General features: G+C 68.1%; 16 protein-coding genes. All 16 read right to left on the reverse strand.

The features are described from left to right. Positions 1-3: 3 nt before the first annotated feature. The 16 genes from CG50_RS09785 to gltX all read right to left on the reverse strand — a co-directional run bounded on the left by CG50_RS09785 (position 4) and on the right by gltX (position 18,271). Positions 4-417, reverse strand: a complete 414-nt coding sequence (locus CG50_RS09785) for a hydrogenase accessory protein (protein WP_081880372.1) — start codon at positions 415-417, stop codon at positions 4-6. Positions 418-425: 8 nt separating this feature from the next. Beyond that, complete coding sequence (locus CG50_RS09790) at positions 426-746, reverse strand: HypC/HybG/HupF family hydrogenase formation chaperone (protein WP_036637636.1); 321 nt, start codon at positions 744-746, stop codon at positions 426-428. Beyond that, positions 746-1,375, reverse strand: coding sequence for a HyaD/HybD family hydrogenase maturation endopeptidase (locus CG50_RS09795; protein WP_036637638.1), 630 nt, complete (start codon positions 1,373-1,375; stop codon positions 746-748). Before CG50_RS09795 ends, CG50_RS09790 begins: the two co-directional genes overlap by 1 nt. Before the next feature lie 258 nt (positions 1,376-1,633). Next, the gene (gene cybH, locus CG50_RS09800) at positions 1,634-2,326 is read right to left on the reverse strand and encodes a Ni/Fe-hydrogenase, b-type cytochrome subunit (RefSeq protein WP_036637640.1); all 693 of its coding nucleotides are present in this window, start codon (positions 2,324-2,326) and stop codon (positions 1,634-1,636) included. A gap of 39 nt (positions 2,327-2,365) precedes the next feature. Beyond that, on the reverse strand, positions 2,366-4,159 hold the full coding sequence (locus CG50_RS09805; protein ID WP_036637642.1) for a nickel-dependent hydrogenase large subunit: 1,794 nt from the start codon (positions 4,157-4,159) through the stop codon (positions 2,366-2,368). 2 nt (positions 4,160-4,161) lie between these two features. Next, a complete protein-coding gene (locus tag CG50_RS09810; RefSeq protein WP_036637644.1) occupies positions 4,162-5,238 on the reverse strand; it encodes a hydrogenase small subunit in 1,077 nt (358 codons plus the stop codon). A gap of 205 nt (positions 5,239-5,443) precedes the next feature. Next, entirely contained in the window at positions 5,444-7,663 is a 2,220-nt protein-coding gene (gene hypF / locus CG50_RS09815; protein ID WP_036637646.1) for a carbamoyltransferase HypF, read from the reverse strand. 27 nt (positions 7,664-7,690) lie between these two features. Next, entirely contained in the window at positions 7,691-9,112 is a 1,422-nt protein-coding gene (locus CG50_RS09820) for a nickel-dependent hydrogenase large subunit (protein WP_036637648.1), read from the reverse strand. Beyond that, the gene (locus tag CG50_RS09825) at positions 9,109-10,107 is read right to left on the reverse strand and encodes an NADH-quinone oxidoreductase subunit B family protein (protein ID WP_036637650.1); all 999 of its coding nucleotides are present in this window, start codon (positions 10,105-10,107) and stop codon (positions 9,109-9,111) included. Before CG50_RS09825 ends, CG50_RS09820 begins: the two co-directional genes overlap by 4 nt. Then, on the reverse strand, positions 10,104-11,489 hold the full coding sequence (locus CG50_RS09830; protein WP_081880373.1) for a sensor histidine kinase: 1,386 nt from the start codon (positions 11,487-11,489) through the stop codon (positions 10,104-10,106). Before CG50_RS09830 ends, CG50_RS09825 begins: the two co-directional genes overlap by 4 nt. Before the next feature lie 303 nt (positions 11,490-11,792). Continuing rightward, on the reverse strand, positions 11,793-13,031 hold the full coding sequence (locus tag CG50_RS09835) for a LysM peptidoglycan-binding domain-containing M23 family metallopeptidase (RefSeq protein WP_081880374.1): 1,239 nt from the start codon (positions 13,029-13,031) through the stop codon (positions 11,793-11,795). A 107-nt stretch (positions 13,032-13,138) separates the two neighbouring features. Beyond that, positions 13,139-13,831 (reverse strand): protein-L-isoaspartate(D-aspartate) O-methyltransferase, encoded by a 693-nt coding sequence (locus CG50_RS09840; protein ID WP_051909849.1) that lies wholly within the window; start codon positions 13,829-13,831, stop codon positions 13,139-13,141. Next, on the reverse strand, positions 13,828-14,607 hold the full coding sequence (surE, locus tag CG50_RS09845; protein WP_036637652.1) for a 5'/3'-nucleotidase SurE: 780 nt from the start codon (positions 14,605-14,607) through the stop codon (positions 13,828-13,830). Before surE ends, CG50_RS09840 begins: the two co-directional genes overlap by 4 nt. A gap of 111 nt (positions 14,608-14,718) precedes the next feature. Beyond that, positions 14,719-15,285 (reverse strand): manganese efflux pump MntP, encoded by a 567-nt coding sequence (locus tag CG50_RS09850; RefSeq protein ID WP_036637653.1) that lies wholly within the window; start codon positions 15,283-15,285, stop codon positions 14,719-14,721. A 208-nt stretch (positions 15,286-15,493) separates the two neighbouring features. Continuing rightward, a complete protein-coding gene (gltA, locus tag CG50_RS09855; protein WP_036637655.1) occupies positions 15,494-16,789 on the reverse strand; it encodes a citrate synthase in 1,296 nt (431 codons plus the stop codon). A 78-nt stretch (positions 16,790-16,867) separates the two neighbouring features. After that, complete coding sequence (gltX, locus tag CG50_RS09860; RefSeq protein WP_036637657.1) at positions 16,868-18,271, reverse strand: glutamate--tRNA ligase; 1,404 nt, start codon at positions 18,269-18,271, stop codon at positions 16,868-16,870. Between the last annotated feature and the right edge of the window lie 19 nt (positions 18,272-18,290).

Here is an 18,290-nt window from a genome sequence, read left to right on the forward strand (position 1 = left end):
GTCTCAGCCCTTCGTCGTCAGGATATGGGTGGTGCGGGCGATGTAATCGTCCCAGTCGCGGATCTTCTCGATCGCGCCGAGGAATTCCCCGTCGCGCCAGAACAGGAAAGACGGGGTTTTCAGTGCATGGGTGCGCTGGCGCACCTCGGCCTCGATCGCGTCGCCGACGACGGCGCAATCAAACGCGTGCTGGAAGGTCATGCGCAGTTCCGGCAGCACCACGGCCGCATCCGGGGTTTCTAGGTTGCGCGCGGCGTCGCCCGGCACCAGCAGGCAATGCGCGCCGGGGCGCGCAGTGAACTCCGCGAGATCCGAGAGGTTCGACAGCAGCGGATAGTTCATCTCGTGGATCAGCCGGGCGACCAGCGGGTGCATCTGTCCCGAGGGGGCGGCAGGGGCGGGGGCAATGTCGTGCATCGGGGGCCTCAGGCGGTGGTGCGGCCGGCGGCGAGCGCGGCGGCGAGATGGGGGGGGAGCGAGGGTTCGCGGGCTTCGAGATCGGCGAAGGCATCGCCGAGGTCGCCGCCCGTCATCAGCGCGCGCAGCCCGCCGAGGGCGGCCGCGATCTTCTGCGCCTGATCGGCGGAGATCACCTCGCGCGCGGCGCCGAGGAAGGTCAGCACCCAGTCGCCGGGGCGCGCCTCGGGCGTCAGCGACAGGTCGATGAGGGTGGCTTCGCCCTCTATCACCGCCTCGCCGCGGATGCCGTCACAGCCGGTCAGCAGGGCCGGAACGCCGACGCACATCAGCTATCCTCCGGGAAGAACCGCTCGTCGCCACTGCGGCAGGCGAGCGCGGCATCGGGGCGGCCGTCCTCATAGGCGGCGCGGGCGAGCGAGGCATCGACGAGGTCGATGCTTTCGGTCCGGCCGGGGCGGGCCTCGACGCCCCAGCGGGCGAGTTCGGCGACGGCGGCCGACAGCGCCTCGGGGATACGGTCCGACACGATGGGACGCAGGCTGCCGCCGAAATCCTCGATCTCGGCGGGCTGGCAGCCGATCAGCGTCAGCTTGTCCGGGCAGCGGCCCAGAAGTTGCGCGGTCGACAGCACTTCCTGAAAGCCGGTCTGATGCAGGCTCATCTTCTTCGCGCCCATGAAGGCCGGCACATCGCCGTCGCGCAGCACATGCAGCGTGCCGGGTTCAAGGCCGAAGTCGATGGCGTCGAAGATGATGACGGCTTCGGCTTCCTCAAGGAACGGCAGCAGGTAGAGCCCCTGCGTGCCGCCGTCGAGGAGCCGCACGTTTTCAGGCAGGGCGAAACGGTCGGCCATCGCCTCGACGCAGCGCACGCCGAACCCCTCGTCGGCCCAAAGGACATTGCCGATCCCCAGGATCAGAATCCTGCGGGGCAGGTCGTGATGGCTTGCTGGCATGGTCCCCTCCCGGGCGGTGCTGGCAAGAGGCTTTGCGCCCCGGTTCTCAGATGAAAGTAACGCTGTCATCCGGCTTGCGAACCGGGGATCGGTGAAAACTGCGGCAATCTGTCATCACCTTGAACGGCAATGGTTAATTTTCCTTTTACAGGAATTCGTCCGAAAGGTTCATGAAAAGTAAATTTCCAAAAGAAAACCCGGATGGAAACATGTGTTCCATCCGGGGGGATTGTCGCGATGTCGGAATGGCGGCTAAGATCAGGCCTCTTCGTCATCCTTGAACATGCGGTGGCCGGAAATCATCGTCGAGACCATGGTCTGACGCGACATGATGTCCTCGCGGATCGCCACATAGATGTGGATGATCATGAAGATGACGATCATCCACATGCCGAGGTGATGCAGCGTGTGCAACCACTGGCTGTTCCAGATCAGCCCCAGCACCCAGCCCGCGGCCATGTCGGGATAGCTGCCCTGACCCGCGCCCTGAGCGTAAAGCGCCCAGCCGGTGACGATCATGAAAATCAGCCCCAGCGTGATGCACACGAACATCGCCAGTTGCGCCAGCGGGTTGTGCCCGACGATCTTGGCAGGCTCGCGTTCCAGGAACAGATACCAGCGCAATTCGTGCAGCACACCGCGCCAGAAGCTCGCGCGGTGCACCGGCAGCACGAACAGCTCGCGCGCATAACGGTTGCCGACGAACGCCCAGTAGAGTCGCCCGAAGAAGCCCACCGTCAGGATCATCCCGGCAGCGAAATGGGCGAATCGGATATAGCCGAAGACGAACTGGTCATAGGCCTCTGCGATCTGCATCGAGGGCGGCGGCGAGGCGATGAAATACCCCGTCACGCACAGCACGGTGATCGAGAGCGCGTTGACCCAGTGCCACAGCCGCACCGGCGCCTCGTAGACGTAGACCGAGTTGCGGCGCACGATCTTGTCGGTCATGGACGGCCCTCCGGTTCGAAATCTCGCATGGCGCCCTCCTCAGCGGACGGTGACGGTGGTCAGATCCTCGCCATCGGCCGACATGACATGGGTCGAGCAGGCAAGGCAGGGATCGAAGCTGTGCAGCGTGCGCAGGATCTCGACCGGCTCTTCGGGGCGTTCCATCGGGGTGTTGAGGAGCGAGGCCTCGAACGCGCCAATATTGCCCTGAGCGTCGCGCGGCGAACCGTTCCAGGTGGTCGGAACGACGCATTGATAGTTCTCGATCCGGCCGTCCTTGATGCGGATCCAGTGGCCGAGTGCGCCGCGCGGTGCCTCGGTCATGCCGACGCCCTTGCACTCCTTCGGCCAGGTCGAGGGATCCCATTTCTCGACATTGGCGGTCGATTCGTCGCCGTTCTTGATGTTGGCGATCAGCTTGTCGAAGAAGTGACGCTGCACGCGGGTCAGATACTCGGCTTCGAGCGCGCGCGCCGCGGTGCGGCCGAGCGTCGAGAACAGCGCATCGACCGGCAGGTCCATCGTGCGCAGCAGCCCGTCGACCTGGCCCTTGATGTCCTCGTGGCCCTTCGCGTAGCCGATGATGTAGCGAGACAGCGGCCCCACCTCCATCGCATGGCCCTTCCAGCGCGGCGCCTTGATCCAGCTGTATTTCGCGGCCTCGTCCAGCTCTTCGATATTGGTCTTGGTGCCCTTGGCGTTGGGGCCGAGCTCGAACTTCGGCGAGGTCTCGCCATCCCAGGGATGCAGGCCCTTGCCCGGCTCGCCATAGGTGTACCAGGAGTGATCGACGAATTCCTGGATCTGCGACGGGTCGCGCGGATCGACGTCGAGCACCTCGTTCAGGTTGCCGTTGATGATCGCGCCGCGCGGCAGATGCAGCTGCTCGGCCGAGAAATCGTTCGCGTGCTCCGGGATGTCGCCGTAGGACATCACCGCCTTCGACGACAGACCGCCGCCATAGAGCCAGCTCTTGTAGAAGCCGCCGATGGCGATCACGTCGGGGATGTAGACGTTCTTGCAGAACTCCGCCCCCAGGTCGATGATCGAGGAGACGTAGTTCAGCCGCTCCATGTTGATCGCGCCGACCGAGCCCACGCCGTCGATGTTGATCGGGCAGGGCACGCCGCCGACCAGCCAGTTCGGATGCGGGTTCTTGCCGCCGAAGATCGTCTGGATCTTCACCAGCTCTTTCTGCAGGTCGAGCGCCTCGAGGTAATGGGTCGTCGCCATCAGATCGGCCTCGGGCGGCAGCTTGTAGGCCGGATTGTCCCAATAGCCGTTCTTGAACAGCCCGAGCTGCCCCGATTCGACGAATTTCTTCAGCCGGTTCTGCACGTCGCGGAAATAGCCGGGCGAGGAGAGCGGATGGCTCGGGCTGACCATCTGCTGCAGCTCCGACGTGGCCTTCGGATCGGCCTTCAGCGCGTTGACCGGGTTCACCCAGTCGAGCGCGTGCAGGTGGTAGAAATGCACCACGTGGTCATGGATCTGCAGCGCCAGCTGCATCATGTTGCGGATCGAGTTGGCGTTGTCCGGGATCTGGATGCCGAGCGCGTCTTCCACCGCGCGCACCGAGGTCAGCGCATGGGTGCCGGTGCACACGCCGCAGATCCGCTCGACGAAGGCCCAGGCGTCGCGCGGGTCGCGGCCCTTCACGATGACTTCGAGGCCGCGCCACATCGTGCCGGTCGAGACCGCGTTGGTGATCACGCCGTTGTCGTCGACGTTGACCTCGCAGCGCATGTGCCCCTCGATCCGGGTGACCGGGTCGACGACGATTCGCTTGCCCGAAGCGTCGAGGTTGAAACCGTTGGGAGTGGAGATCGCCATGATTACTTTTCCTCGTTCTTCTTCTGGGCGCGCTTGAGCGCCGAGACCGCGGCATGCACCGCGACCGCACCCGCGGTGACGCCGGCGGCGGTGGCACCGATCTTGTCGGCATTCGCCTCGATGCCGAACTGTTTGATGTCGGTCACGCGGTCGTAGAACGAGCCCTGATCCCAGAACCCGTCCTCCGAGCAGCCGATGCAGCCGTGGCCCGACTGGATCGGGAAGGACACGCCGTCGTTCCAGCGCACCGTCGAGCAGGCGTTGTAGGTGGTCGGGCCCTTGCAGCCCATCTTGTAAAGGCAATAGCCCTTGCGCGCGTTCTCGTCGTCCCAGTGTTCGACGAACTGTCCCGCGTCAAAGTGCGGCCGGCGATAGCACTTGTCATGGATACGCTGCGAATAAAACATCGCCGGCCGCCCTTGCCGGTCCAGTTCCGGCATTCGGTCAAAGGTCAACATGTAGGTAATCACGCCGGTCATCACCTCGGCGATGGGCGGGCAGCCCGGCACCTTGATGATCGGCTTGTCGAGGATCACCTTGTGCACCGGGGTCGCGCGCGTCGGGTTCGGCGCGGCGGCCTGCACGCAGCCGTAAGAGGCGCAGGCCCCCCAGCTGATGATCGCCTTGGCGTGCTCGGCGGCTTCCTTCAGCTGCTCGACGAAGGGGCGGCCGCCGACGATGCAATACATCCCGTCCTCGTTCAGCGGCGGGTTGCCCTCGACCGCGAGGATGTAGTTGCCCTTGTATTTCTCGATGGTGTCGCGCATCGCGTCTTCGGCGGCCTTGCCGGCCGCGGCCATCAGCGTGTCGTCGTAATCGAGCGAGATCATGCTCAGCACGACATCCTTCGCCAGCGGATGGGCGGCGCGGATGAAGCTCTCGGAGCAGCAGGTGCATTCGAGGCCGTGGACCCAGATCACCGGGGTGCGCGGCTTGGTCTCCATCGCCTCGGCGATCTTCGGCACGTAGGCCGGCCCGAGGCCGAGCGCCGCCGCCGTCAGCGAACAGAATTTCATGAAGCTGCGCCGGGTGATCCCCTGGCGGCGCATGACCTCGTAGAAGGTTTCGATTTCGGACATCCGTCCCTCCCGCAATCTCTGCCGGTGTCGGGCCGGAAGGCGGGCCGCACCGAGGTATGACTTCCGATATGCCGGGGACGTGATCGCCGGTGAACTACAAACGGACAGATTGTCGCAGCTGAATTATTCCCGTGAATTCAGTGCTTTAGCCACTTTGTGTCGGTTTTGCATGGTTAGCGTGTGACCGATCCTCGGTCCGGGGTGGTCACATGCTTTGCGCCGAGGCGATCAGCGCCTGTCCAAGCGCCAGTCCACCGTCATTCGCCGGGGTTTCGCGGTGGATCAGCACCCGCAGGCCCGACAGCTCCGTCAGCGTCAGCCGCAGCAGCAGCGCGTTCTGGAAGCAGCCGCCCGACAGCGCCACCGCCTGCGCCGCGCCGGTCTCGATGAGCTTCCGGGCGCGGCGGGCGAAGGCCTGCGCGAGCCACAGATGAACCGCCCGGGCGCGCTCCGCCGCGGGGGCAGGGCCGCACAGCATCCGCAGCATCGGGGCGGGGTCGATCTGCGGCCCGTCGGTCTGGTCCTCGACCTCAGCGGCCTCGCGCGCGGTGCCGGCCAGCGCCTCGAGCCGCATCGCGGCCTCGCCCTCGTAGCTTTGCGCCTGCACGCAGAGCCCGATGATCGCCGCCGCCGCATCGAACAGCCGCCCGGCCGAGGACGACAGCGGCGCGTTCAGCCCGGCGCGGGCGGCGGCGCGGATCACCTGAACCGGCAGCGCGGCCAGAGGCTCGGGCAGCGCAAGCCCCGCCTGATCGAGCCGCATGACCGCATTGCGCCAGGGCTCGCGCGCCGCCCGGTCGCCCCCCGGCAGCGGCGCGGGCGCCAGATGCGCGATGCGCCGCGCCGCGTGGTAATCGCCCAGAAGCAGCTCTCCGCCCCAGAGCGTGCCATCGGGGCCGAGCCCGGTACCGTCGAGCACGATCCCCGCCACCTTGCCCCCCCGAAGCGGCCAGCCGTTCTCGGCCATGCAGGCGGCCATATGGGCGTGATGGTGCCAGACCTCGGTGACGGGCAGCCCCTCGCGCCCGGCGATGTCGCGGCCGATCTGGCTGGCGCGATAGCCGGGGTGGGCGTCGACGGCCACATGCGACGTGCGATGGGCGAAGAGCGCGCGATAATCAGCGATGGCGCGCTCGAACTCGCTCAGGCACAGCGGGTCATCGAGATCGCCGAGATAATGCGACAGCATCGCCTGACCGTGGCGGATCAGGCAGATCGCGCCTTTCATCTGCGCGCCGGTGGCCAGCACCTCGGGCGCGTCGGCGAAGCCCTCTGGCAGGTCGATCACGCCCGGCACCCGGCCGCGGGCATGGCGCAGCACCATCGGCGGATCGCAGCGCAGCACCGAATCGTCGAGCCGCCGGGCGATGTCGCGGTCATGGATCAGGAAGCCGTCAGCGAAAGGGGCGAGCTTCGCGCGCGCCTCGGCATTGTCGATCACCTGCGGCTCGCCCGAGAGATTGCCCGAGGTCATCACCAGCACCCCGCCGAACGCGTCGAGGAGCAGGTGATGCAGCGGCGTATAGGGCAGCATCACGCCCAGAGTGTCGATGCCGGGCGCCACGACCCCGGGCAGCGTGCCGCGCGCGGGCATCAGCACCACCGGCGCCGCGGGGCTGCGCAGGGCGGCAAGGTCAGCGGGTGTGACGCGCACCAGCCGATCGAGGTCGGCCTCGCGCGCCATCAGCGCGAAGGGCTTCGCCGGGCGGTGCTTGCGCGCGCGCAGCCGCCCGACGGCTGCCGGGTCGCGCGCGTCGCAGGCCAGATGAAACCCGCCGAGCCCCTTCACCGCGACGATCTCGCCGCGTTTCAGGGCGGCGACGGCCAGCGCGACGGGATCGCCCGAGAGCTCAACCCCGTCCGCCTCGAACCACAGCCGCGGGCCGCAGGCGGGGCAGGCGACGGGCTGGGCGTGAAAGCGGCGGTCGGCCGGATCGTCGTATTCGGCGCGGCACGCGGGGCACAGGGCGAAGCCCGCCATCGTGGTCTGCGCCCGGTCATAGGGCAGCCCGCGCAGGATCGAGAACCGCGGTCCGCAATGGGTGCAATTGGTGAAGGCATAGCCGTGACGGCGGCCGGGGGCGCGGATCTCGGCGAGGCAATCGGGGCAGGTGGCGGCGTCCGGCGTGACGCGGGTATCGGCTGCGCCGCCCTCCGAGGCACGGATTTCAAAGCCGTCGGGCGGGTTTTCCGTGACTTCGCGGGTCTCGATCCGGTCGATCCGGGCCAGCGGCGGGGCCTCGTCGCGCAAGGCTTCGGTGAAACCCGCGGTCTCGCCCCAGATCCGGATCAGCACCCCTGCGGCATCGTTCAGCACCCAGCCGCGAAGGCCGCGGTCGCGCGCCAGACGCCAGACGAAGGGACGGAACCCGACGCCCTGGACCTGCCCGCGCACGCGGATTTCGGTTCCCTTGCGCTCTGTCATCAATGCCCAGCCATCAGTGCCCCGCCATCAGTGCACCGTGCAGACCATGCACGGATCGAAGGAGCGCACGATATGCTGCACGGCGATGGGCGTCTCTTCGCCCTCCGCGACCGGGGTGCCGACGAGCGCGGCCTCCAATGGCCCGGGCACCCCCGCCGCATCGCGGGGCGAGAAGTTCCAGGTCGTCGGCGCGATGATCTGATAGCTTGCGATCACGTCCCCTTCGATCCGGACCCAGTGGCCGAGCGCACCGCGCGCCGCCGCGACCAGACCGGCGCCTTGCCCCTCGCGCACCGGCGGGGTGCGGATCATGAACCGCTCGGCCGGGCGGATCGCCCCGGCCATGCGTTCGAGCGCGATCTGGGTGCGGGCAAGCTCCAGCAGCCTTCCGGCCACGCGCGCAAGGACCCCGCCGCCCGCCAGCGCCACCGCCAGCGGATGGCCGTCGATCACCTGCCGGGCCAGCGCGCCGACCTCGGCCGGCTGACCGTTCAGCCGCGGCGCCTTGCACCAGGAATAGGCGCCCTCGCGCATCGCCTCGTCCGGGCGGGTGTCGCCGGCGAAAGGATGCGCCGTCGGGCCGAGCATCCAGGAATGGCTGAGGTCCTCGGCGATCGCCGCCGTGTCGAGGGGCGCGAGCCCGCCGTCCTGCCACAGCCCCGGGGCGAACACCGGCCCCCCGTCCAGCGGATAGGCCCCGAAGCTGAGGTATCGCCCCGCCCCGCGGCCGAGCGTGTCGAGATCGAGATCCGCGGCGATTTCCAGAAACAGCCCGGCGTCGCCGCGGCTCCAGCGCATCAGATCGGCGGGGGTGGCAAGGGCGATGAACTCCTCGACCGGGGCGCCGAACAGCGTGGTCTCCAGATAGTCGCGAAAGGCGCGCAGCGTGGCGCGGATGCGGGTGCGGTCGCGCTCGTCGGGGGCGCGGGTCACGCCGCCGGGCTGGATCGCCAGCGTGTGCGGCCACTTGCCCGCGAGCAGGCCGAGGATGTGCATCAGCTCCGCCCGCGCGCGCAGGGCGGCGCGCTGCGCGCCGCCCTCGGCCGGGGTGAAGCGGTCGAGGGCGCGCCGGTGCCAGCCCCGCCCGGCATAGCAGGGCCGGGTGAAATCGGGCATGAAGAACAGGTTGAAATGGGTCAGGTGGTCGCAGACATTCTCGACCGCCTGGATCAGCGCGGCGATCAGCGCGCCCTGCGGCGCCGGCTGCACCCCGCCCGCCGCCGCCAGCGCCTGCGCCGCCGCCGCCGACTGGCTGATCGAGCAGATGCCGCAGATCCGGGGCGCGATGGTCAACGCATCCATCGGATCGCGGCCGATCAGCATCGCCTCGAACCCGCGATAGAGCGGCGAGGACACCTCGGCCGAGCGCACCCGACCGTTTTCGACATCGAGATGCACTTCGAGGTCGCCCTCGACCCGGTTGAACGGTCCGACGACAAGGCGGCTCATGCGCGCCCCCGCGGCGGGCGCAGCGTCGGCGGGGCGACGATGCGGTCGGCATGGGCGTTCTTCGCGATGCGCGCTGGCGTCGCCGCTTTCGACAGCGAGGCCAGCGCCATGAACCAGGCCTTCGGCATGTCGGTCGGCAGGCCCACTGGGATGCCCGCGATCTTCGGCGTGGCGGTGAAGGCGTGGCCCGGGTCCTCGAACTCGGGCGCGGTGCAGTTGATGCAAGGGTAGCCGCCGCGGGTGCACGATCCGGTGCCGTTCCACGGCCGGATGTTGCAATCGCCCACCGCCTGCGTGCCGATGCAGCCCAGATGCTCCATCATGCAGCCGATCTCGGACAGCGCCTCGGCCGAGGCCTTGTATTCGTAGAACTCGTTCTTCGGGCAGCCGTGATGGACGAGGTTGCGGGCGTAGAACAGCGGCCGGCCGAGGGCATCCATCGCCTCGGGGCCGAAGTCGCCCGCGGCGAGCATCATCAGCGTCTCGCTCACCCAGTCGGGATGCGTCGGGCAGCCCGCGACATTGACGACCGGCAGCCCGAGCCGGGCGCGGAACCCTTCGCCCAAGATGCCGCCCGGCAGTGCGCCATCGTATTGCAGCCCCACCGCGTCCGAGGGGTTGCCCCCCGCCGCCGTCATCCCGCCATAGGCCGCGCAGGTGCCGACCGCGACGACATGGCCGGCCCTGGGCGCGAGCGACCTCACCCAGTCGAGCATCGAGCGCCCGGTGCCCGCCAGCATCTGGAACCGCCCGGTGCCGCGGGGCCCGCGCGCGATGGCGCCCTCGATGCAGAGGATGTCGAGGGTCTGTGCGCCGCTCTCGATCCGGTCGAGCAGCGCGCGGACCTCGCCCCCGGTTTCGAGGCTGATCGAGGGATGCCACAGCAACTCGATCCCCGCGCCCTCCATCAGCGAGAACAGATCGGGCGCCTCGGCGCACAGAAGCGACATGGTGCAGCCGCCGCAGCCGGCGGCCTGAAGCCAAAGCAGGTTCATCTTGCCTCTTCCTGAGCGAGCGGCAGCTCGAAGCGAAACCGCGCGCCGGGCGTGCCCGGAACCAGTTCCAGATGGCTGCCATGTTCCTCGACGATCTTGGCGCTGATCGACAGCCCGAGGCCGGTGCCCTGACCGACCTCCTTGGTGGTGAAGAACGGATCGAAGATCTCGGCGGCGATGGCGGGGGGGATGCCGGGGCCGGTGTCGGCGACCTCGATCCGGCCCATGCCACCCGTGGCGGAGAGCGTGACGGTGATCGCGCCATCGGTCGCGGGGGCGGTGTCCGTGCCGGCGCCGGCAATGGCGTCCGCGGCGTTCTGCACGAGGTTCATCACCACCTGCTGGATATGGCCGGGCCGGCCGCGCACCATCAGCCGCGGCAACCCTTCGAGGCGCAGCGCCACATGCGCCCGGCTGCCGCGCAACACCCAATGCGCGGCGATCTGCACCGCCTCGGCCAGATCGAAGGCGACCATCTCGCCCGAGCCGTCCGAGGACAGCCGGCGCAGATCCTCGACGATGTCGCGCACCCGCGCGGCGCCTTCGCTGGTGCCCTCCACGGCCTCGCGCAGGTTGCGCATGTCGCGTTCGAGGCGCAGCTCGCCGCGCAGCGCGCTCAGCTCGGCCCGGCTGGCGCCGGCCTGCACCCGCCCGAAATAGGTTTCGAGCTTGCCCGCATAGCGCGCCATCGCATGGGCATTGGCATAGACGAAGCTGATCGGGTTGTTCAGCTCATGCGCGACGCCCGCGAGCAGCCGGCCGAGCGAGGCGAGCTTCTCGTTGCGCACCAGCATGGTCTGGGCTGACTTCAGTTCGGCAAGGCTGGCTTCGAGGCGCGCATTGGCCCGGCGCAGTTCGCCCAGGGGCCGCCCGCTCAGCACCCAGCCGGCGAGGCGATGGCGCTCGTCGAAGCGTGGCGCGACGGAAAGATCGAGCGGCGCGGGCTGGCCGCGGGCTTCGAGGGCGGCTTCGATCGTCACCGGCTGGCCGCTCGCCGCGACCTCGGCGAGCGCGGTATCGAGGCGGACAATGTCGGTGGCGGTGAACAGATCGGCAAGCGGCAGTCCGGCGATCTCTCCGGCATCGCGCCCGGTCAGATCGGTGACCGAGGCGGAACATTCGACCACCGTGCCCTGCCGCGACACCACCACAAGCGCATCCGACACCGAGGCCAGCACCGAGGCATGGAACGAGCGCAGTGCCTCCAGCTCGTGGTTCTGGCGTTCGAGCTGTTCGTGATGGCTGACGAGATCGGCATAGGTGCGGTCGACCGCATCAAGCACATCGCGCCAGGCCGCATCGCCCGACGCCCCGGCGCCGGCGATGAACTCTTGTGGCGCGGCATGGAATGGGACGGATGCGCCCTGCGGCTCCTGTGTCATCTCTGCGGTCTCCGGGAAACGCGGATCATGCTAGGGAAAAGCGGCCGGGGCGACAAGGGGGCGGGGGGCGCTGGCGGTGAGGGCGCGGGGGCTCTGCCCCCGTCCGGCTGCGCCGGACTCCCCCGGGATATTTTGGGAAAGATGAAAGCAGGGGGGGCGGACAGGGCAGGTCCGGAACCGGCAGCCGGTGCTCGGGCGTCTCGTTTGCCTTTCGATTCGCCCCAAATATCCCGGGGGAGCTGCGGCTTGCCGCAGCGGGGGCAGAGCCCCCGGCGCGATTTCCGCTTCGTGAATGGCCGTCGTCTATTGCAGGTAGGGGACCGGATCCACGCTGTCGAAGCCCTTTCGCACCTCGAAATGCAGATAGCTGTCGCTGCCCGGGCGGGTTTTCGCGATGCTCTGGCCGCGTTTCACGCTGTCCCCCTTGGCGACGGCGATGGCGTCGACATTGGCATAGACGGTCAGGAGCCCGTCGGGGTGACGCAGCACCATGATCGGCACGCCCTCGGTGTCCTTGGTGATCGCCGCGACGGTGCCGCCCTCTGCGGCCTTCACCGAAGTGCCGGCGGGGGCCGAGATGTCGATGCCGTCGTTCTTCTTCTTCACGTAGGGGTGCACGATCTTGCCCTGAACCGGCATCATCAGCTGCGACTGCGCCGAGGCGCTGCGGCTGCTGCCGAGATCGGGGGCGGACGAGGTGTCGACCGGGGTCGAGGCGGCGGGCGTGTCGTCGGCGGGCAGCGGCTGCGAGGCCGAAGGCGGCAGCGGCGTCGGCGAGCCTTCGCCGGGCGCGGTGACGGTGCTGAGTGCGCCGGTATTCTTGCCCGCGCTCGGCGGGATCAGCAGATACTGGCCTTCGCGCACGCTCATGTCGGAGGACAGCCCGTTCCATTCGGCCAGCGCTTTCGGCGAGACGTTGTAAGCGCGGGCGATGGTGAAGGCGGTTTCGCCACGGCTGACACGATGACGCAGAGGTTCGGCCGCAGCCGGCTGGATCGCCGCGGTGCGGGCCTGCGGTGCGGGACTGCTGGCCGGTGCGGCCGGGGCCGGGGCCGTGGGCGCACGCTCGATCGCCGAGGACGCAAGCGAGGCGATGTCGACGCCCGCGGCAGGGGCTGTGGCCGCACCGGCAGGTGCGACCGGCTCGGCCACACGCTGCGGCAGGGCCAGAACCTCGCCCTTGTTCAGTGTCGTGCCGGTGTCGAGGGCGTTGAACTTCGCCAGCGTCGCCGGATCCATGCCAATGCGGTTGGCGATGGAGGCAACGCTGTCGCCGCGCCGCGCCACCGCGACCTGGTAGTTCGGATAGGAGATGATGCCGCGGTCGTCGGGCGTCGGCCGGCTGAGCGTCGCCTCGCTCGCCGCCGAGGACGTGTCGAAGCCAAGCTTGCCGTAGCGGCGCAGATCGGGGTCGCCGCAGGCCGACAGAGCCAGCACCGCAGCGCCGGCCACGATCAGGCCCGCCGGGCGCGACAGGGCACGAAAGCCGGTCCGGCGGGCTGCGGTGCCGACGGCTCCGGGGAAGGGAAGGGTCGCTGTCATGCTCGGTCCTCGTCGTCTGGTTGCGGCCCCTGTTCGCCGGGGCCTTGGTCTTGCCGGTCGCTGTCATGCCTGCGGTCAGGCCGGGAAGGCCAGACGCCGGGCAGGCCTCAGTCGGTGGCCATTCCCTCGACCAGAGGCACGAAACGCACCGGGCGCAGCTCCTCGTAGTCGAAGCCGGTTTCGCTGCGGGTGACGCGGATCAGGCTCTGGACGGTATCGGACTGACCGACCGGGACGATCATGATACCGCCGATCTTGAGTTGCGACAACAGCGGGCCGGGCGGGTCCTCGGCGGCGGCGGTCACGAGGATGCGGTCGAACGGCGCCTGATCGGGCAGCCCGCGAGAGCCGTCGGCGGCGATGGCGACGATGTTGCTCAGCCCGAGCGCCTCGAAGCGCTGCACCGCGGCGCGCACCAGATCGCGGTGACGGTCGACGGTATAGACCCGCCGGCCGAGACAGGCGAGGATCGCCGCCTGATAGCCCGATCCGGTGCCGACCTCGAGCACGGTATCGCGCGGCCCGATCTGCAGCGCCTGGGTCATCAGCGCGACGACCGAAGGTTGCGAGATCGTCTGGCCGCAGGGGATCGGCAGGGGGGTGTCCTCGTAGGCGCGGGCGGCAAAGATGCCGCGCACGAAGGCGCCGCGGTCGATGCGCTCCATCGCGGAGAGCACACGCATGTCTGTCAGGCCCTGCTGGCGCAGCGCGAACAGAAAGCGCATCTTGCGCTCGGCCAGCTCTGCGGGCGAGACGGGGCCCGGGGGGGGACTGTCCTCGGCGCCGGGCCCTGTGCTCATGCGAGGCTGGCCTCCAGCTCGGCGAGGACGTCATGAGCGGTCAGATCGGCGCGCATCGGTGTCACCGAGATCCAGCCGTCGAGGTTCACCGTCGCATCGGTGCCGGGCTGGGCGGCGACGTGCTGTTCTCCGCCCTTGACCCAAAGGAAGCGCCGCCCCGAGGGCGACAGGCTCGGCTCGACGCTCATGAAACTGTCGGTGCGGTAGCCCTGCGCCGCGACCTTGAAGCCGCGCACCCGTGCGGCCGGCAGCGGCGGGAAGTTGATGCTGTAGAACACCCGATAGGGGCCGTTGTCCCACACGCCCTTTTCCCACAGCCGGCGCACCAGATCGGGGCCTAGGGTGCGGGCGGCGTCGAACGGGTTCTCGCGGCTTTCGGGGCCGAAGAACTGCGACAGGGCGATAGCGGGCACGCCTTGCAACGCGGCTTCCATCGCACCACCGAGCGTGCCCGAATAAAGTGCATTCTCGGCCGAGTTGTTGCCGGCATTGACGCCCGACAGCACCAGATCCGGCCGGCCGTCATGCAGCACGTCATAAAGGCCGGCAAGGACGCAATCGGCGGGGCTGCCCTCGGCCGCGAAGCGGCGCGGGCCGTGCTTTGCCAGCAGCATCGGCCGGGTGTAGCTGACGCAATGGCCGACGCCCGACTGCTCGAAGGCGGGCGCGACGGTCCAGACCTCGCCCTCGGGGCCCGCCAGATCGGCCGCGATGTCGTGCAGAACGTCGAGGCCCGGTGCGTGGATGCCGTCGTCGTTGGTGATGAGAATGCGCATCCGTTCCCCCTGGGTCGCTTGCTGATTGATTACCCTCCGGGGGCGCATCGGGCAAGCCGGGCGGGACGGAAAGCCGGGCGCTGAGTCGTTCCGGCCACGGAAAAAGGGGGGTCAGGCCCTCAGATGTTCGACAAGGATCGTCGCGCCGACACCGATCAGCACGAGGCCGCCGACCAGTTCGACGCCCCGGCCGAAGCGCTGACCGAGCCTGCGCCCGAGCCCGAGGCCGAGCAGCGCCATCGCCGTCGTCGTCACCCCGATCGCCGCTGCGACGGCAAGGATCGGCACGTCTACGAAGGCAAGCGAGACGCCGACCGCCATCGCGTCGATCGACGTGCCCACGGCCGTCGCGACGATCCGCAGCCAGCCGTTGGACAGCCGCCGCGGGGCCTCATGTGCCGGGGCGGGGCGCAGTGCCTCGGCAATGGTGCGCAGCCCCACCGCCGCCAGCAGCCCGAACGCCACCCAGTGATCGACGGCGGCGATGGCATAGCTTGCCATCACCCCGAGCGCCCAGCCGATCAGCGGCGTCAGGGCCTCGACCAGGCCGAAGATCGCCCCCGTCGCCAGGAGCGCACCGAGCCCGCGCCGGCGCGCGCTGGCGCCTTGCCCGAGTGCGGCAGCGAAGGCATCGACGGACATTCCAAGCGCCAGAAGGCCGATGGTCGCGGGGGTCATGGGGCGTCTCCGGATCGGACAGCAAGAGCGGTCCCTGTCCGGCAATTCACGCCAATTGTCAATTAAAACAATGAGATATAGACAAGTGAAAATCCGGTTCACAGGGCTAAACCCTGTTGCCGAGGCTTCGGTCCCGGGGGTGAAGGGGGGCGGGCATGAAAAAGGCCGGGGAGATCCCCGGCCTTCTCGTGTCGCAGGGTCGCTGCGATCAGCGGTTCTCGACCGGAACGTAATCGCGCGCGGGCGAGCCGGTATAGAGCTGACGCGGACGGCCGATCTTGCCGGTCGGATCCGAGATCATTTCCTTCCACTGCGCGATCCAGCCCACGGTGCGGCTGAGCGCGAAGATCGGGGTGAACATCGAGGTCGGGAAGCCCATCGCCTCGAGGATGATGCCCGAGTAGAAGTCGACGTTCGGATAGAGCTTCTTCGAGACGAAATATTCGTCTTCCAGAGCGATCCGCTCGAGTTCCTTGGCAACCTGAAGCGTCGGGTTGTTGTGGATGCCGAGCAGGTCGAGCACCTCATCCGCCGACTGCTTCATGACCTTCGCGCGCGGGTCGAAGTTCTTGTAGACCCGGTGGCCGAAGCCCATCAGACGGAACGGATCGTTCTTGTCCTTGGCGCGGGCGATGAACTCGGGGATGCGGTCGACCGAGCCGATCTGACGCAGCATCTCGAGGCAGGCCTGGTTGGCGCCGCCGTGGGCCGGACCCCAGAGGCAGGCGATGCCGGCCGCGATGCAGGCGAACGGGTTCGCACCCGACGACCCCGCCAGACGCACCGTCGAGGTCGAGGCGTTCTGCTCGTGATCGGCGTGCAGCATCATGATGCGGTCCATCGCACGGGCGAGTTCCGGCGCGACGGTGTAGGTCTCGGCCGGGACCGAGAAGCACATGTTCAGGAAGTTCGCCGCGTAGCTCAGATCGTTGCGCGGATACACGAAGGGCTGACCGATCGAGTATTTGTAGGCCATGGCCGCGATGGTCGGCAGCTTGGCGATCAGGCGGAACGCCGCGATCTCGCGCTGACGCTCGTCCGAGACGTCGGTCGAATCGTGGTAGAAGGCCGACATTGCGCCGACCACGCCGACCAGCGTCGCCATCGGATGGGCGTCGCGACGGAAGCCGCGGAAGAAGTAGTGCATCTGCTCGTGCACCATGGTGTGACGGGTCACCATGGTCTCGAAGCTGTCCATCTCCTGCTTGTTCGGCAGGCTGCCGTTCAGCAGCAGGTAGCAAACCTCGAGGTAATGCGATTTCTCGGCCAGCTGTTCGATCGGGTAGCCGCGATACAGCAGTTCGCCCTTGTCACCGTCGATGTAGGTGATCGAGGATTCGCACGATGCCGTCGAGGTGAACCCGGGGTCATAGGTGAACATGCCCGACTGGCCGTAGAGCTTGCGGATGTCCAGAACGTCGGGGCCGACGGTCGGAGAAATGACCGGGACGTCGTAGGTCTTCCCGTCCAGCGTCAGCGTGGCAACGCGCTTCGTGTCTGCCATGAGGTACCCTTTCCTGTCGTCCGGCGTGGCCACGCCGGTATGTCGTCTCCGGTCTCGCGCCGGAAAGGCGGCCGGGCCTCAGGCCGCCTGATCCTCCATCCTCGCCAGAGTCTCCTCCCGACCGAGAACGATCATCATGTCGAACAGACTGGGGGTCACTGACCTCCCCGCCAGTGCCGAGCGCAGGGGTGCGGCAATTTTTCCCATTCCCACCCCGTGAGCCTCGGCCACCTTGGTGACAATGGCCTCCAGTTCCTCGCGCGTCCAGCTAGCATTTCGCAACTGTTCCGTCAATTCGGAGAGTATACCACGGGATACGGGATCGAGCGCCTTCGCCGCTTTCTCGTCGGGCACGATCGGCCGCCCGGACAGCACGAACGCCGCCTTGTCGACCAGCTGCACATAGGTTTTCGAGGCGGTCTTCAGGAACGGCAGCGAGGCCTCCAGCCCGGGACGCAGCGTCGCGGGAATGGGGTCAAGGCCGGCGGCCTCCAGATAGCCGTCTAGGCCTTCGAGGATGTCGGCATCGCTCATGATCGCCATGTGCTTGCCGCAGATGTTCTCGAGCTTCTTGAAGTCGAGGCGCGACGGCGCGCGGTTGATGTCGTCGAGTTCGAACCAGCTTTTCGCCTGTTCATCGGTGAAGAACTCGTCGTCGCCATGGCTCCAGCCGAGGCGGGCGAGATAGTTGCGCATCCCCGCCGCCGGGTAACCCATCGCCTGATATTCGTGCAGGCCCACCGCGCCGTGACGCTTCGACAGCTTCTTGCCGTCGGGTCCGTGAATCAGCGGGATATGCGCGTAGCTCGGCACCGGCCAGCCCATCGCCAGATAGATCTGCATCTGCCGCGCCGCGTTCACCAGATGGTCGTCGCCACGCACCACATGGGTCACGCCCATGTCGTGATCGTCGACCACCACGGCCAGCATGTATGTGGGCGTGCCGTCCGAGCGCAGGCAGATCATGTCGTCGAGCTGGGCGTTCTTCACCGTCACGTCGCCCTGCACCTTGTCGTGGATCACCGTGACGCCCTCGCGCGGCGCCTTGAGGCGGATCACATAGGGGCGATCGGTCGGGTAGGTCGCGGGATCGGCATCGCGCCAGGGCGAGCGGAACAGCTGCGAGCTGCCCTCGGCCTTGGCCTTCTCGCGGAACGCCTCGATCTCTTCCTGGGTCGAGAAGCATTTGTAGGCAGAGCCGCGCTCCAGCATCTGGCGGGCGACCTCGGCGTGACGGGGGACGCGCTCGAACTGGCTGACCACCTCGCCGTCATAGTCGAGGCCGAGCCATTTCAGACCCTTGAGGATGGCATCCGTCGCCGCCTGGGTCGACCGCACGCGGTCGGTATCCTCGATACGCAGCAGAAACTTGCCGTTGTGGCCACGCGCGTAAAGCCAGTTGAACAGCGCGGTGCGCGCGCCGCCGATATGCAGGTAGCCGGTGGGCGAGGGGGCGAAACGGGTAACGATCTGATCCGACATCGGGGCCTTTCCTGCGCGC

The organism is Paenirhodobacter enshiensis (genome assembly GCF_000740785.1).
GTDB lineage: Bacteria > Pseudomonadota > Alphaproteobacteria > Rhodobacterales > Rhodobacteraceae > Rhodobacter > Rhodobacter enshiensis.

Excerpts from the sequence above, each read along its gene's own strand:
- CG50_RS09850 (WP_036637653.1), bottom strand. The coding sequence starts at position 15,285 with ATGACCCCCGCGACCATCGGCCTTCTGGCGCTTGGAATGTCCGTCGAT.
- CG50_RS09825 (WP_036637650.1), bottom strand. The coding sequence starts at position 10,107 with ATGAACCTGCTTTGGCTTCAGGCCGCCGGCTGCGGCGGCTGCACCATG.
- CG50_RS09830 (WP_081880373.1), bottom strand. The coding sequence starts at position 11,489 with ATGACACAGGAGCCGCAGGGCGCATCCGTCCCATTCCATGCCGCGCCA.
- gltA (WP_036637655.1), bottom strand. The coding sequence starts at position 16,789 with ATGGCAGACACGAAGCGCGTTGCCACGCTGACGCTGGACGGGAAGACC.
- CG50_RS09840 (WP_051909849.1), bottom strand. The coding sequence starts at position 13,831 with ATGAGCACAGGGCCCGGCGCCGAGGACAGTCCCCCCCCGGGCCCCGTC.
- surE (WP_036637652.1), bottom strand. The coding sequence starts at position 14,607 with ATGCGCATTCTCATCACCAACGACGACGGCATCCACGCACCGGGCCTC.
- hypF (WP_036637646.1), bottom strand. The coding sequence starts at position 7,663 with ATGACAGAGCGCAAGGGAACCGAAATCCGCGTGCGCGGGCAGGTCCAG.
- CG50_RS09795 (WP_036637638.1), bottom strand. The coding sequence starts at position 1,375 with ATGCCAGCAAGCCATCACGACCTGCCCCGCAGGATTCTGATCCTGGGG.
- cybH (WP_036637640.1), bottom strand. The coding sequence starts at position 2,326 with ATGACCGACAAGATCGTGCGCCGCAACTCGGTCTACGTCTACGAGGCG.
- CG50_RS09805 (WP_036637642.1), bottom strand. The coding sequence starts at position 4,159 with ATGGCGATCTCCACTCCCAACGGTTTCAACCTCGACGCTTCGGGCAAG.
- CG50_RS09820 (WP_036637648.1), bottom strand. The coding sequence starts at position 9,112 with ATGAGCCGCCTTGTCGTCGGACCGTTCAACCGGGTCGAGGGCGACCTC.
- gltX (WP_036637657.1), bottom strand. The coding sequence starts at position 18,271 with ATGTCGGATCAGATCGTTACCCGTTTCGCCCCCTCGCCCACCGGCTAC.
- CG50_RS09835 (WP_081880374.1), bottom strand. The coding sequence starts at position 13,031 with ATGACAGCGACCCTTCCCTTCCCCGGAGCCGTCGGCACCGCAGCCCGC.
- CG50_RS09810 (WP_036637644.1), bottom strand. The coding sequence starts at position 5,238 with ATGTCCGAAATCGAAACCTTCTACGAGGTCATGCGCCGCCAGGGGATC.
- CG50_RS09790 (WP_036637636.1), bottom strand. The coding sequence starts at position 746 with ATGTGCGTCGGCGTTCCGGCCCTGCTGACCGGCTGTGACGGCATCCGC.
- CG50_RS09785 (WP_081880372.1), bottom strand. The coding sequence starts at position 417 with ATGCACGACATTGCCCCCGCCCCTGCCGCCCCCTCGGGACAGATGCAC.